Source organism: Pseudomonas trutticola BRTCR10, from assembly GCF_056155105.1.
In genome coordinates this window covers 3610899-3624831 of sequence record NZ_CM149552.1, presented here as the reverse complement: position 1 = coordinate 3624831, position 13933 = coordinate 3610899, and the positions used below count along the sequence as shown (strand labels likewise).

Genomic DNA, 13933 nt, shown 5'->3' with positions numbered 1-13933 from the left:
ACCGATGGACCCGACCTTGATCGAACGACGCCAATTCAGCGGAGGCATGAAGGGGAAAAACCTCCGCTATCTGAATGAGCAATCCGCTGACACCCGCATGACCCGCACCGGTTTCCTGCTGCTCGAACACTTTTCGCTGCCGGCCTTTACTCAGGCGCTGGACACGATCATCACCGCCAATCTGTTGCGGGCAGAGCTGTTTGCTTCGCGTACGTTCGGATTGGGTGAGGGTGAGGTGGTCAGTGATCTGGGTTTGGTCATTCGCCCGGATGCACGGATTGATCTGGCGGCGCTGGATAATCTGGATTTGCTGGTGGTGTGCGGTGGTTATCGAACCGAGCTGAAGGCAACGGATGAGTTGACCAGCCTGTTGCGGGCGGCAGCGGAGCGGGGCGTTTCCCTCGCCGGTTTGTGGAACGGCGCATGGTTTCTCGGGCGCGCCGGATTGCTTGACGGTTACCGCTGCGCGATTCACCCGGAACATCGCCCGGCCCTGACTGAAATTGCCAAGTCCACTCAGGTCAGCAGCGAGCCTTACGTGATCGATCGCGACCGGCTCACGGCCTCGAGTCCGTCCGGGGCGTTCCACATGGCGCTCGACTGGATCAAGAGCTTGCACGGCAAGGCGTTGGTCGAAGGTATCGAAGACATTCTGGCGTTTGAAGAGTCGCGGTATCGGCGGATCAAACCGGATGAAAACATCTGCGTCAGTGCGCCGTTGCGTGAAGTGGTGAAGTTGATGGATGCCAACCTTGAGGAGCCGCTGGAGCTGGAGCAACTGGCGGTTTACGCCGGCCGATCCCGCCGGCAGCTCGAACGCTTGTTCAAGGAACAACTGGGTACCACCCCGCAGCGTTATTACCTGGAACTGCGGATTACCGAGGCGCGGCGACTGTTGCAACACACCGAGTTGTCGCAGGTGGAAGTGCTGGTGGCGTGTGGCTTCGTCTCGCCGAGTCATTTCAGCAAATGCTATAGCTCGTATTTTGGTTATCGCCCGTCAAAAGAGAAACGGCTGGTCAAATAACCCAAGCCGTTACCAGCCCAAATTCACTTCGGTATTTCCAGACCGACGTTGTTTACGGTTGACTGGTCCGATGCGGCGCGGGTGGCTTGCCTGACATCCGGTAAAGAAATAGTCCAGACCTGACGCCGCCCAATGCAAGATAATTCCGGGCCCAGACCCCTCCCCAAAATGGTTGGAAGAATTCATGCTGACCGCTTTTTTGCAGTACCCGGTTTCATTTGGCGACCCAGCAGCAAACTTCAATAAAATTCGCGATGCCGTTGGCTCGGCACAATTTGATCTCTTGGTAATGCCCGAGCTTTGCACCATCGGCTACTTTCACGACTCGCGTGAGGCATTGTTTCTTCATGCTGAATCGCCGCTCGATGGGCCGACGGCGCAATTCTTACTGCAACTTTCGGCACAGAAGAATGCAACGCTGATTGCGGGTATCGCCGAGCGTGACGGCGATCAAATCTACAATACGGCGATTGTCGTATCGCGAGGACGCTGGCTGGGCAAGCAACGCAAGTGCCACCTGTCTCGTATAGAAAAGCTGATCTTCACCCCAGGCGATTCATTGGAGTGTTTCGATGACGGATTCTGCCGTTTCGGTGTTCTGACCTGTTTCGACCTTTGGATGCCAGAAGCCGCTCGCCTGTTGGTACGTCAGGGCGCGCAGTTACTGTGTTGTCCAGCCAACTATGGTGGGCCTTGGACAACACAGCTTGCGCGCATTCGCGCAATGGAAAACGCTACCCCGCTTATCTGTGCCAATCGTACGGGTGTGGAAATGTATGAAGGGGAGGAGGCGACATTCCGAGGTGAAAGCCAGATTGTCGGGCCTATGGGAGAAGTCTGGACTTGCGCCACAGAAGAGACGTCGCTGGGTTTGTCGATAATCGACCCGGCTGCACACGTCCTCAAGGCGAATCCTATGTGCGATGACTTGATGGCAGAGGCAAGCCGCTACGCTTTATCAGGCCCACACTTAAAATGAACTGATGGCAATAACGCGATCTGGCCCAACTCTGCCAAGGCATCCCAGCACCAGGGCATGCAGGCTGCTTAAACGCCATTTCGCGCACGCGTTTAACTTACACGCACTGTTACGCCATAACGGCTACAACACCTTGCGCCGTTACCTACGCGTACGCCAGAATCCGCCGGCTTACGCGCCTTGAGGCGGGCTGTATCTTTTCCCCGTCACTGCAAAACAGTGATCGGGTTTGGTAGCCCGTCTTCTAAGCGTTATGCGCCGCTATATGCAGCCTCTTTACGGGGCTCGGTTTTATATGGTGGCCATGCGTGGGGCTCCTTCGGGAGCGCCGGGGTTTACTCGCTTAGACCGGTCTACCAACCTGCGTAATGGTCACCACCCTCGTTTGGTAGCGTGAGTGATGGCTCCTTATTTTTTTGCTAAGCGAGTGTCATCTATGTTCAAAATTACGCCGAACCCACCAGAATCCGACCCAATCCCCTACGACGCCGCGCTCGAACCTCAGAACATCAAAGAGGCCACAGAACGCGCCATCAACTTCTACCTCAATCCCTCAGCACTGAAGACTTCAATCCCCACCCGCAAGACCGGCAGGATCTACCTTATTGACCCGACGGTGGATGACGAAACGCTGCTCGTCGAGGCGACTGAAACCTTGTCTTCCGCCAGTGACATGGCCCGTGAACTTGCCGACTCGATCGACAGTTCGCAACGCCGAAAGATGCTGATCCTGCAACAGGTGATCATGCTCAGCGAGCTGGTGGTCGGTCGAGTCCTGGACAACCAGCGCTTGCCGAACTAGCCGCAGCGCAGATGGGTGAGGGGGCGTGCCCCCTCATTGCACAGAAGCGTCCGCGATCGCGACGCTTCACGCCTTCTATCAAAGAACCTCAAACGGTTCTTGTCTGGAGTTTCAGCTGATGTCTCAGCCACCCGAACCACCGGTCACAGACCTGGTATCGCCGTACGCATCGCCCAATTCAAGAAAGCTCCACGAAGCGGCCGAGCGGGCGCTTGATCATTACCTGTTGCCTGCCGCGATCGTGGCCACACCCTACACGCCCAACGCTCTGTTCATGGCAAACCCGCAAGCAGACACTGAGTCGCTGCTGACCAACGCTTGCGGGTCCTTGGCGTCCGCCTCGGTCATGCTCGGCAATTTTGCCGGGATGCTGGAGGGATCAAACCGCCATACGCTGCTGGGCATTGCGCAAGTGGTCATGTTGGGAGAGTTGGCGGTGAACAAGGCGTTGGATCTTGTTGTGCCGATCGAGTGATCGCGCACGTTAGTCGGGGTTGATGGTGTCTGGCCGGGCGTCATCGCGAGCAGGCTCACTCCTACAGGGGGAACGCATTTCAAATGTAGGCCTTCGCCTGCTCGCGATAACGCTAGTTCAGGCAAAGAATCTGCAAAACGTGACCATCCCTCAGGCCTCAATCCCGCCCTCAAATAATCAAGCAGTCAGCCCTTGCGGCTGACTGCTTTTTTTCTACAGGTGATCGGCGTCGATCACAGCTTTCGCAAACGCCTGCGGATCTTCCTGCGGCAAGTTGTGGCCAATCCCGCCGTTGATCAAGCGGAACTGATATTTGCCAGTAAAACGCTTGGCGTAATCCTCGGGCGCCGGGTGCGGTGCGCCGTTGGCGTCGCCTTCAAGGGTGATGGTCGGCACGCTGATCGAGGGCGCGGTGGCCAGTTTTTGTTCCAGTGCTGCGTATTTCGCTTCGCCCTGCACCAGGCCCAGACGCCAGCGATAGTTGAACACGGTGATGTCGACGTGATCCGGGTTCTCCAGCGCTTTGGCAGAGCGGTCGAAGGTGGCGTCGTCGAATTTCCACTGCGGTGACGCCAGTTGCCAGATCAGCTTGGCGAAGTCATGAGTGTTTTTCTCGTAACCGGCGCGGCCACGGTCAGTGGCGAAGTAGAACTGATACCACCATTGCAATTCAGCCTTGGGCGGCAGCGGATTCTGCCCGGCGGCCTGATTGCCGATCAGATAACCACTGACCGAGACCAGCGCCTTCACGCGTTCCGGCCATAGCGCCGAGACGATGTCCGCCGAACGTGCGCCCCAGTCATAACCGCCGAGTACCGCTTGCTTGATCTTCAGCGCGTCCATGAAATCGATGACGTCACTGGCCAGCGCCGCCGGTTGGCCGTTGCGCAGGGTGTCTTTGGAGAGGAACTGCGTGTCGCCATAACCCCGCGCATACGGCATCAACACCCGATATCCTTTTGCCGCCAACAGCGGCGCGACTTCGTCATAGCTGTGAATGTCGTAAGGCCAGCCGTGCAGCAGAATTACCACGGGGCCATTGGCCGGACCAGTTTCGGCGTAGGCCACGTCGAGCACACCGGCCTTCACATGTTTCAACGCGCCAAAGGGCGAGGGCGCGGAGTAGCTGACCGAAGCAGGTTCGGTGGTTTGCGCCTGAGCCGTGCCAAAAGCGCCGAACAGCGACAGCGCCAGCATCGAAATTCCGAAAGCGGTTTTGCGGGTGTGCAGTGCCATCTTCATGGTGACGTCTCCTGTGCGAGCCTTTGGCCAAGGGTTCTGAATGAATCCTTCAAACCTTGGTTGTATTTCAGCGCGGGGACGTATCTGAGCTGTGTCGAAGAGGGGCGTAGTTGAATGGCGATGTATCGCGGCGGGGTTCGTACACAGTGTGATACACACCGCGAAACAGGCTGATCATTGACCTGAATCGGTCAAAAATAATAAGTCGCTGTTTTAAAACAAAAAATATTTCACTTCGCGCTTCACAAAGTAAAAAAACCTTGGTAAATTGCGCCCCGTTCTCACAGCGAACCTCAACGAGGCGCTGGACAGAGCAGTAGGGGCGTCGCCAAGCGGTAAGGCAGCAGGTTTTGATCCTGCCATGCGTTGGTTCGAATCCAGCCGCCCCTGCCATATTCGAACAAAACGCCAACTTCGCAAGAAGTTGGCGTTTTTTTATGCCTGCGATTTGGCCAGGCAAAGCGGGGCAAGCGGGTACGGCGCCGAAGCACCGTACTCGCCAACCACTCAGTGCGGTGCGCGCGGGATGGTTTTCATCAGGTCTTCAGGGCTGATGTGGCCGACCACGCTGCCCGGTTGCGGCAGGTTGAGGATGTGGCCTTTCATCTTGCCGATGATGTGCATCTCGCACGGCTTGCAATCGAACTTCAGCGTCAGCACTTCATCGCCGTGGATCAACTGCATCGGCGCGACTTTGGTGCGCACGCCGGTCACGCCTTTGGCCTGTTTCGGGCACAGGTTGAAGGAGAAGCGCAGGCAGTGTTTGGTGATCATCACCGGCACTTCGCCTGGCTCTTCGTGCGCTTCGTACGCCGCATCGATCAGCTTCACGCCGTGACGGTGGTAGAAGTCGCGCGCCTTCTGGTTGTACACGTTGGCGAGGAACGTCAGGTGCGAATCCGGGTACACCGGCGGCGGGCTGGTTTCGGCTTTGCGGCTGCCACGCGGATGCGCGGCGACACGGGCGGCAGTCAGGGCTTCGATCACTTCACGGCGCAGGGATTTAAGCTGCGAGTTGGGGATGAAGAAGGCCTGTGGCGCATCGAGTTTGATGTCGGTGGCGTGGTACTGCGTGGTGCCGAGCTGGCCGAGCAGATCGCGCAATTGCTCCAGCGCTTGCTCAGGCTTGTTGGCCACACCGAACGGACCGGCGAGGGTGACGCTGGCGCTGATGCCTTCTTCGCTCGTAGCGGTGATTTCCAGCTGTTCTTCGCGCAGACGGGCGAACCAGCTCAGGGCCACACGACGCTCGGAAGAGGTCTTTTGCAGCGCCTGTTGCCAGTTGTGATCGAGGTTGCGATTCAACGGATGGCTCGGGCGCAGCTTGAACAGGCCTTCGGGCATTTCGTTCGGCTCGACGCGGTAGCGATAGCGCTTCTCGCCGTCTTCCTCGAACTCGCCTTTTGGCTCGGCGATGTTGGCGCGGAAACCGACCACTTCACGCTTGACCAGCACGTTCAGGCCATCGCCGTTGGACAGCGGTTCGTGGGTCACGACCTGCATGTCACGCTTGCCGACTTTCTCGACGGTGCCCACCGGCAGACCGGTGAAGGTCGGCGAGTCGAAGGCGCCGATGTCGATCTTGCGATCAGTGACGAAGTAGTCGGTGCTGCCACGGTGGAACGTCTTTTCCGGGTCCGGCAGGAAGAAGTGTGCGGTGCGGCCGCTGGAGGCGCGGGCCAGGTCCGGACGATCTTCGAGCACGTCGTCGAGGCGCTGGCGGTAATAGGCCGTGATGTTCTTCACATAGCCCATGTCTTTGTAGCGACCTTCGATCTTGAACGAGCGCACACCGGCTTCGACCAGGGCACGGATGTTGGCGCTCTGGTTGTTGTCTTTCATCGACAGCAGGTGTTTTTCGTAGGCGATCACGCCACCCTTTTCGTCTTTGAGGGTGTACGGCAAACGGCAGGCCTGCGAGCAGTCGCCACGGTTGGCGCTGCGCCCGGTCTGCGCGTGGGAAATGTTGCACTGGCCGGAGAACGCCACGCACAACGCGCCATGGATGAAGAACTCGATGGCGGCGTCGGTTTCGTCGGCGATGGCGCGGATTTCTTGCAGGTTCAGCTCACGGGCCAAAACCAACTGCGAGAAACCGGCCTGATCGAGGAACTTCGCTCGCTCCAGAGTGCGGATGTCGGTCTGGGTCGAGGCGTGCAATTCGATCGGCGGAATGTCCAGCTCCATCACGCCCAGATCCTGAACGATCAGCGCGTCGACCCCGGCGTCGTACAACTGATGGATCAGCTTGCGCGCCGGCTCCAGTTCGTTGTCGTGCAGGATGGTGTTGATGGTGGTGAAGATGCGCGCGTGATACTTGCGGGCGAATTCCACCAGATCGGCGATCTCGCTCACTTCGTTGCAGGCGTTGTGGCGGGCGCCGAAGCTCGGGCCACCGATGTACACGGCGTCGGCGCCGTGCAGGATCGCCTCACGGGCGATGGCGACATCGCGGGCAGGGCTGAGCAATTCCAGATGATGCTTGGGCAAGGACATAGTTTTTTTAGTCAGGCTGTCACGGTTAGGCGCGCATTGTAGCCGCGAAACGCGCGCCCGGCACGCCTGTGCTGCCCGATGGCACAGATGCAATGGTCGACACCAAAACCTGTGGGAGCTGGCTTGCCAGCGATAGCGGAGTATCAGGCGACTTTAATGTGTGATGTGCCGACGCCATCGCTGGCAAGCCAGCTCCCACAATGTTTGTACCGCCACAAAACCTTGCGTACGACACCAGCTCCCACAGTGGTTTACAACATCGGGTCAGGCCTTGGCGGCCATTGCGGTGACTTCCACGCGCATGCCTTCAACGGCCAGCGAGGCAACGCCGACCGCCGCACGCACAGGCCACGGCTTGGCGAAGAAGCGCTTGTACACCTCGTTGAATGCCGCGCGGTCAGCCATGTCGGTCAGGTAGATGGTCAGATGCATCACCCGATCCATCGAACTGCCGGCGCGTTCCAGCGCAACCTTCAGTGCTTGCAGCGTGCATTCGCTTTGTTCGGTGATGCCGCCCAGTTCCAGGCTGCCATCAGCCCGGGTCGGGATCTGGGTGGAGACCATGATTCCACCGAAGGTCGCGACGTCGGAGGAAATGGAGTCGGCGTCCGGATCGGGGGTAAAGGTGATGTCTTGGTTGGCCATGCTGATCTCTTGTTCGAGTGAGTAAGGATCGCGCCAGTTTACAGATTCACGGGCGACATGGCCCGTTAAGGCAAACGGCAAAGATCAGACCGGCAGTGTGGTTTCTTCTGCTGCAATGGCCGCGCGCACGCTCGGTCGTTCGGCAATGCGCTTGATGTAGGCAGCGAGCGTCGGCCACTGCTCGATGTTGATCTTGAACACCGGCAGCCATTGCAGCACGGTAAACAGATAAGCATCGGCGACACCGAATGTGCCCATCAGGTAATCCTGCGTCGCAAGCATCTGGCTCAGAAAGTCCAGCCGCTTGAGCAGGGTGTGTTTGAAGATCGCCTTGACCGCCTGCGGGATCTCGCTGTTAAACAGCGGCGCGCTGCCGCCATGGATTTCACTGCTGATGAAATTCAGGTGTTCCTGCAAACGCGTGCGCTCCCAAGTGCCCTGAGCCGGCGCCAATGCGTTCCCGGGAACTTGGTCGGCGAGAAACTGCACAATCGCCGGCCCCTCCGTCAGCACCTCACCGTTATCCAGCACCAGCGCAGCAACATAGCCCTTGGGATTGATCTCCCGAAAGTTGCATCCGTCTGCTGTGCGTTTGCTCTGGTTGTTCACGCGAATCAGTTCAAAGGGCAGGTCGAGTTCCCGCAGCACAATGTGCGGTGACAGCGAGCAGGTCATCGGCGCGAAATACAGTTTCATGGCGGTTCCTTGCTGAAAGAAGGCGCCAGAATCCACCGTCGCCGAAGCTTTCGCAAAGGTCATTTCGAGTGGTAGCGTATGACAAAATCTCATGAGCATGGAGCGTCACATGGTGGTCAGGTTGCCTTCTCTCAATGGTTTGAGAGCCTTCGAATGTGCCGCTCGCCACATGAGCTTTACCAAGGCTGCGCAAGAGCTGAACGTCACCCAGACCGCCATCAGTCACCAGATCCGCCGACTCGAAGAAGAACTGGGTGTGCCGCTGTTTCTGCGGCTCAAGGACGGCCTGGCGCTGACTGAAAGCGGGCACGCCTACTTGCCGGGCGTGCGCTCGGCGTTCCATGAATTGCGCTATTCGACGGAGCAGTTGCTGGCGGTGCGCAATAACGATGTGCTGACCATCAGCACGTTGGTGTCAGTGGCGTCCAAGTGGCTATTGCCGCGCCTGCCGGCGTTTCAAAAGGCCTGTCCTGAAATCGATGTGCGGGTCAGTGCATCCACCGATCTGGTGGATTTTCGTCACGGCGGTATTGATGCGGCGATTCGCTATGGTCGAGGTGACTGGAAGGGCTTGCGCGCTGATTTCCTGATGTCCGATGAGGTCTTTCCGGTGTGCTGTCCGGCATTGCTCAGCGGCACGAAGGCACTGAACACACCCGTAGACTTGATCAACCACAAGATGCTGCAAGTCAGTGGCATGACCGCCGGCGACTGGAACCTCTGGTTGCGCGCGGCAGGGCAGCCACCTCGACTGGCCGAAGCGCCACGGCTGACCTTCGATCTGGCAATGATGGCGGTGCAGGCCGCCGTCGACGGGCAGGGCGTATGCATCGGGCGCTCAACCTATGTGGATGATGATCTGCGGGCGGGCCGACTGGTGGCGCCGTTTGATCTGCGTCTGCAAGACGATCTGGGTTTCTATCTGGTGACGCCGCATGAAACAGCGGACTCGAAGAAAATCGTCGCCCTGAGAACATGGCTGCTGGCAATGCAGCAAAGCAGCGAAACGTTTGTATAAGCGTGTATCAATCCCGGCCGGGGACACACGCCAATAACAAACGGCAGGTTTACGACACATAACCCTTACATGCCTTGCGCAAAGTAGCGGTCACACCACCACTACGTTCGAGAGGTCAACATCATGCGCCGTCCATTGTTTCTGGCTACCGCTGCAATACTCGCGTCCCTGGCCGGCGCCGCACATGCCGCTGACGCAACACCCAAGAGTTGGCAGCAAGGTCTGAGCCGTACCGATCTGGTACGCCAGGACCTCGGCGCCGCCGATCGCGAAGTGATTCAGGCACGGGTCGATTTCGAACCGGGCGTGACCTCGCCACGGCATGCGCATCCCGGTGTCGAGGTGGCGTTCGTGATCAACGGCACCTTCGAATATCAACTGGAGGGCAGGGCGCCCGTGACGCTGAAGGCTGGGGATTCGCTGTTTATCCCGGAGGGTGTTGCGCATATCGCCAGCAACATAGGCGTTGACAAGGGCTCAGAGTTGGCGACGTATATTGTGAAGAAAGGCGAGCCGTTGTTGATTCTCAAGCCGTAGCGTTGCGCTTTTGCGGCGTTTCAATGGAGTGTCGCCGCTCGGCGGCGTTCGCCAATTCTGATCCGGTCGAGCGCCCGGTTTAACGCATCAAGCGCGTCGAGCAACGCTTTGGCTTCCGCTTCTCGACCATCGCCCCACAGGCGTTCGGCCATTTTGTTCAAGGCCTGAATAGAGCGCTCGATGTCAGCGGCGGTTGCGGCCTCTCGGGTGGCTGGCTGTGTCTTGGGCATTCAGAGACTTTCCTGTACGACTGGAGGCTGGCGTTTTAGCACGATGGCGGATTGCTGTGAAGTTGAAAGCATAGTTGCACCATCCGCTATTTAACTTTTTCAACGCTATTTTTAACAAAGGTTTACTTCAGTCTTACAGGGCGCCGCATATAGTTTGTTGTAACGAATGTCCTGTAGAGAATCGCCAATGCCGTCGACTTGTAATCGGGTAGACCCTCAACTGATAAAGATTCGTCGACTGTTCACAACGCCGCTGGCAAGTATTCAGTATCCGGATGCAGAAAAGCTCAACGTCGAGCTGAAAACCCTGATTACCCGGCGAATGGCCAAAGATCGCAACGGTGCACAGCGCAGCAATGACGGCGGCTGGCAATCCTCGAGTGATTTCCCGGCGTGGGGCGGGGACGCCTGCAATGCTCTGGTCAGATTTGCCAAAGAGTTTGCCGTTCAACTGACAGCGGTGCACAGCGATCAATACGGGCTGACCGAGCCCGCTTTCGAATGGAAGCTCAATGCCTGGGCCAACGTCAACGAAGCGGGTCACAGCAATGCACTCCACGGTCACCCCGGTGCGTTCTGGTCAGGGGTGTACTGGGTCGATGATGGCGGCCGCGAGGATGATCCGGACGTTGGCGGTGATCTTGAGTTTATAGATCCACGCGGCATGGTTGCATCGACTTACAATCCTGCGTTGCGCATGAGAGTCGAAGGCTGCATCACTGCGGGTTTCAGCACGACGTGTGCGGCCAAAAGCGGGACATTCCTCATGTTCCCGTCGTGGCTGATGCATTCGGTCCAGCGATTTCAAGGGGCCAGACCGCGAATCTCCATTGCGTTCAACTTCGGCACCTGAGCGGTCAGCCGAAGGTCACGAACACACGTCCAGTGGTCTCTCATCAGACGCTTTGAACCTATTTCGAGATCGCTTGCTCAACCGGGAAATATTCGGGGTGAGTGAAATGAATGCCTTCAAGAATCAACTGACGCCAGCGCAAGCCTCACGGTTGCTCGCCCTCGATGCCTGGCATCGTGCACTGGAGAACAGGCAGCTGCGCATGGACTGCCCGGACGCCTATCACGACGAATTGTTGCGTCAGTCGGATGAAATGGATCGGCTGGGCATGGTGAGTTGGGCCGAATGGCGCGATCTGCGCAGGGAGGCCGATGTCGCTTACCAGCGCGCAGTCGCCGGAGAGGATTACCACTGACTTGCGTTCATCTGGTCACCTCAATCCTTTGGGGTGTCAGTGGTTTCTATTGCGGCTGACTTGAGAAGTACCGACTCGGCACTTCGCCCAGTACCTGTTTGAAAACCGTCGCAAAAGCACTTGAGCTGCTGTAACCCAAGACCATGGCGACCTCTGTGATCGACTGACCTTCCCCCAACAAAATGATCGCCGCGAGCAGGCACGCCTGTTGGCGCCATTCGACGTAACTGATACCGGTGTGCAGCCGAAAATGGCGGGTGAAGCTGCGGCGGCTCATTCCCGTGCGTCGCGCCATATCATCGATCCCCACCTCCAGCGAAGGCCGGGCGAGGAACTCGCGGCAGACCAACGCCAGACGTGGCTCGGCCGGAAGCGGGGCATTGAGTGACAGGGCGGGCATTGCGGCAATTTCATGCAGCAACAATCCCATCAGAAAGCCATCTCGGTCCTCGGCGGAGTATCCCGCAGGCACTTCGATTGCCTTCAACAGCAACTGCCGCAGCAACGGCGACACCTCTACGACCTGACAATGCTCGGACAAACCGAGTCGCTGCGCGGCAGCGGGGTCGATATAGGTGTTGTGCAAGGTCACAGGGCCGCGCATCTGCATCGCGTGCGACAGTTGCGCCGGAACCCATACGCCGCGCTGGGGCGGAACCACCCAGTTGCCCTGCTCGGTGAACACGGTGATGACTCCCTTAGCCGCGTACGCGAACTGCCCACGCGGATGATCGTGGGTCGGGAACAGTGTTCCGTCGGCATATTCCCGCGCCGTCACGACTGCATCGTGCGATGTGTTTTCGTAGGGAGGCAGGGTTATTTCGCGCATGGCCCGATTCTAATGAAGTCTGGCCTGCAGTTGAAAGCGGGCCAGGCTGATTGTCGGCATATTTCTTCAGGTACGAGCAATGACGCTCGACTCTGGAAATGCCTGACCATGCAGAAGAAACATCTTTTACTCGCCGTGCTGGTGACGGCCGTTTGGGGAATTAACTTCCCCGTGACTCGACTGGGTCTGGCCGGCATCGACCCGCTTTTGCTGACCGCGTTGCGTTTCGCGCTGGCGGCGCTGCCTTGGGTTTTTATCGTCGAGCGACCCCGTGTAGCCTTCCATTGGGTGGCGGCTTACGGACTGATTTTCGGCGTCGCCATGTGGGCCATGATCAACCAGGGGATTGCATGGGGCGTGCCGCCCGGTACGGCATCGCTGCTGATCCAGCTCAGTGCATTTTTCACTCTGGGCTGGGGTGTGCTGTTGTTCGGCGAGCGCGTGGGACGACTGCAATGGCTGGCGAGTGGGCTGGCTGCCGCAGGGTTGATGGGGATTGTGCTGTGCAGGCCCGGTGACGCATCGACGGCAGGTTTTGCGCTGGTCATTGGCAGCGCCGTGGCATGGAGCATCGGCAACATCATTATCAAAGTGTCAAAGGTGCGTGAGATCTTCGCCTTCGTGGTCTGGGCGAGTCTGTTTCCACCCATTCCCCTGTTGCTGATGACATGGCTGTTACATGGCTCGGCGCCGTTTACCGCGTTACCCGCGCAGCTCAATGCGATGACGCTGTTTTCACTGGCGTTCCAGGTCTATGCCGCGACGCACTTCAGTTATTGGGGCTGGAATCTGTTGTTGCGGGAATATCCGGTGTCACGGGTGGCACCGCTGTCATTGTTGATTCCGATATTTGGCATCGCCAGTTCAATGGTCATTCTTGGTCAAAAACCGAGTCCGTCCAATTGGGCCTTGATCTGGCTGGTCCTGCTGGCACTTGCCTTGGGTTCCGGCAGCGCTCAGGCAGTGTGGGGACGTCTCCGCACAAACGGGCGCACGTTGAACGATCAGATCAGGGGCGTTCACGAATAGCAAAATCACCCGGAAGATCGTGCCTTGCTCCAATCGTGTCCATAGTCGAAGCGAAACCCAATGACTAGAGTGTTTAGAACCCTTGTTCAGGAGCCGGGCGAACTTTTGGGTATCACTCGATTTCAGAATCATTGGTTCGTGTCGACCTTTGAAGGTTGGTCTTCGTGATTGGATATGTGCGGCGTGATGTCAAATTGGTTACACTTCGGTTACAACGGAAATGTTTTAATTTTTTCGGTTAAAACGGACTCAATCGGAGCTGGCGCAGTGGAATTCATGCAGGACCCTAGTTACTTTCTTCGTAACATCTCAACCGTTAACAGGGATTGGACTCGTGCTTCCGCTCATATCCTTGATCAGGTTGGGCATTGGCAAGATTTGTCGACTCATCATTTTATGGGCATGACTTCTGTCATTGCGAAAGAACGCAGCATCGAGGGTGAGGTGCTGGGCAAACAGTTTTCGATTGAGCTCAATCCGATTTCTTCCGAGAAAGCAGGGCTGGCGGAAGCTGTTTTGTTTTTGTGTCAAGGAGGAGAAAGATCGCAGCTTGGAAGATTCAGCATTCGTCATGACGGGGCAGTATTGAACGCTGACGGGGCGGTTCTCGTCAGTCCGGAGGAAGATCGTTACAGCTATAAGATTTTCGCAACGATCTTGCAGTCCGTCATTGATGCGCCTACTCCGAAGCGCGCAGTTTAAGCATCAGTTGTCATCACT

16 protein-coding genes and 1 tRNA gene are annotated in these 13933 nt (G+C 57.8%); 11 read left to right on the top strand and 6 right to left on the bottom strand.

Annotated features, from left to right (window positions below):
• Positions 1 to 4: 4 nt before the first annotated feature.
• The 4 genes from ACVVH8_RS16415 (at position 5) to ACVVH8_RS16400 (ending at position 3283) form a co-directional block, all read left to right on the top strand.
• Positions 5 to 1027 carry a GlxA family transcriptional regulator gene (locus ACVVH8_RS16415; protein WP_103302279.1) on the top strand — a complete coding sequence of 341 codons (1023 nt, stop codon included), beginning with the start codon at positions 5 to 7 and terminating at the stop codon, positions 1025 to 1027.
• A gap of 184 nt (positions 1028 to 1211) precedes the next feature.
• Positions 1212 to 2006 carry a nitrilase-related carbon-nitrogen hydrolase gene (locus tag ACVVH8_RS16410; RefSeq protein WP_475224916.1) on the top strand — a complete coding sequence of 265 codons (795 nt, stop codon included), beginning with the start codon at positions 1212 to 1214 and terminating at the stop codon, positions 2004 to 2006.
• Between the two features lie 436 nt (positions 2007 to 2442).
• Positions 2443 to 2808: a DUF6124 family protein gene (locus ACVVH8_RS16405; protein WP_475224914.1), complete on the top strand. Its 366-nt coding sequence runs from the start codon at positions 2443 to 2445 to the stop codon at positions 2806 to 2808.
• Between the two features lie 118 nt (positions 2809 to 2926).
• On the top strand, positions 2927 to 3283 hold the full coding sequence (locus tag ACVVH8_RS16400; RefSeq protein WP_475224911.1) for a DUF6124 family protein: 357 nt from the start codon (positions 2927 to 2929) through the stop codon (positions 3281 to 3283).
• Positions 3284 to 3496: 213 nt separating this feature from the next.
• Here the strand turns inward: ACVVH8_RS16400 and ACVVH8_RS16395 are convergent, their stop codons facing one another.
• Positions 3497 to 4525 carry an alpha/beta fold hydrolase gene (locus tag ACVVH8_RS16395; RefSeq protein ID WP_475224908.1) on the bottom strand — a complete coding sequence of 343 codons (1029 nt, stop codon included), beginning with the start codon at positions 4523 to 4525 and terminating at the stop codon, positions 3497 to 3499.
• 318 nt (positions 4526 to 4843) lie between these two features.
• Between ACVVH8_RS16395 and ACVVH8_RS16390 the strand changes: the two genes are divergently transcribed.
• Positions 4844 to 4918 (top strand) — tRNA-Gln (locus ACVVH8_RS16390).
• Between the two features lie 114 nt (positions 4919 to 5032).
• On the opposite strand, the gene ACVVH8_RS16385 is transcribed toward ACVVH8_RS16390, so the two are convergent.
• The 3 genes from ACVVH8_RS16385 to gstA form a co-directional block, all read right to left on the bottom strand.
• Positions 5033 to 7021 carry a peptidase U32 family protein gene (locus tag ACVVH8_RS16385; protein ID WP_103302264.1) on the bottom strand — a complete coding sequence of 663 codons (1989 nt, stop codon included), beginning with the start codon at positions 7019 to 7021 and terminating at the stop codon, positions 5033 to 5035.
• Between the two features lie 264 nt (positions 7022 to 7285).
• The gene (locus ACVVH8_RS16380) at positions 7286 to 7666 is read right to left on the bottom strand and encodes a RidA family protein (protein WP_123464338.1); all 381 of its coding nucleotides are present in this window, start codon (positions 7664 to 7666) and stop codon (positions 7286 to 7288) included.
• Between the two features lie 84 nt (positions 7667 to 7750).
• Entirely contained in the window at positions 7751 to 8362 is a 612-nt protein-coding gene (gstA, locus tag ACVVH8_RS16375; protein WP_475224905.1) for a glutathione transferase GstA, read from the bottom strand.
• Positions 8363 to 8471: 109 nt separating this feature from the next.
• On the opposite strand from gstA, the gene ACVVH8_RS16370 reads away from it, so the two are divergent.
• Entirely contained in the window at positions 8472 to 9380 is a 909-nt protein-coding gene (locus tag ACVVH8_RS16370) for a transcriptional regulator GcvA (protein WP_475224903.1), read from the top strand.
• Positions 9381 to 9503: 123 nt separating this feature from the next.
• Complete coding sequence (locus ACVVH8_RS16365) at positions 9504 to 9917, top strand: cupin domain-containing protein (protein ID WP_475224901.1); 414 nt, start codon at positions 9504 to 9506, stop codon at positions 9915 to 9917.
• Positions 9918 to 9937: 20 nt separating this feature from the next.
• Here ACVVH8_RS16365 and ACVVH8_RS16360 read toward each other — a convergent pair whose 3' ends face one another.
• Positions 9938 to 10147, bottom strand: coding sequence for a hypothetical protein (locus ACVVH8_RS16360; protein ID WP_475224898.1), 210 nt, complete (start codon positions 10145 to 10147; stop codon positions 9938 to 9940).
• 187 nt (positions 10148 to 10334) lie between these two features.
• Between ACVVH8_RS16360 and ACVVH8_RS16355 the strand changes: the two genes are divergently transcribed.
• Entirely contained in the window at positions 10335 to 11000 is a 666-nt protein-coding gene (locus ACVVH8_RS16355) for a TIGR02466 family protein (RefSeq protein ID WP_475224895.1), read from the top strand.
• 106 nt (positions 11001 to 11106) lie between these two features.
• Entirely contained in the window at positions 11107 to 11355 is a 249-nt protein-coding gene (locus ACVVH8_RS16350) for a hypothetical protein (protein WP_475224892.1), read from the top strand.
• Between the two features lie 46 nt (positions 11356 to 11401).
• Here ACVVH8_RS16350 and ACVVH8_RS16345 read toward each other — a convergent pair whose 3' ends face one another.
• Positions 11402 to 12184 carry an AraC family transcriptional regulator gene (locus ACVVH8_RS16345; RefSeq protein ID WP_475224890.1) on the bottom strand — a complete coding sequence of 261 codons (783 nt, stop codon included), beginning with the start codon at positions 12182 to 12184 and terminating at the stop codon, positions 11402 to 11404.
• 108 nt (positions 12185 to 12292) lie between these two features.
• Here ACVVH8_RS16345 and ACVVH8_RS16340 point away from each other — a divergent pair, with 108 nt between their 5' ends.
• Both ACVVH8_RS16340 and ACVVH8_RS16335 read left to right on the top strand, forming a co-directional pair.
• On the top strand, positions 12293 to 13213 hold the full coding sequence (locus ACVVH8_RS16340; RefSeq protein WP_475224887.1) for an EamA family transporter: 921 nt from the start codon (positions 12293 to 12295) through the stop codon (positions 13211 to 13213).
• Between the two features lie 267 nt (positions 13214 to 13480).
• Positions 13481 to 13915, top strand: coding sequence for a hypothetical protein (locus ACVVH8_RS16335; RefSeq protein WP_212809062.1), 435 nt, complete (start codon positions 13481 to 13483; stop codon positions 13913 to 13915).
• Positions 13916 to 13933: the final 18 nt, after the last annotated feature.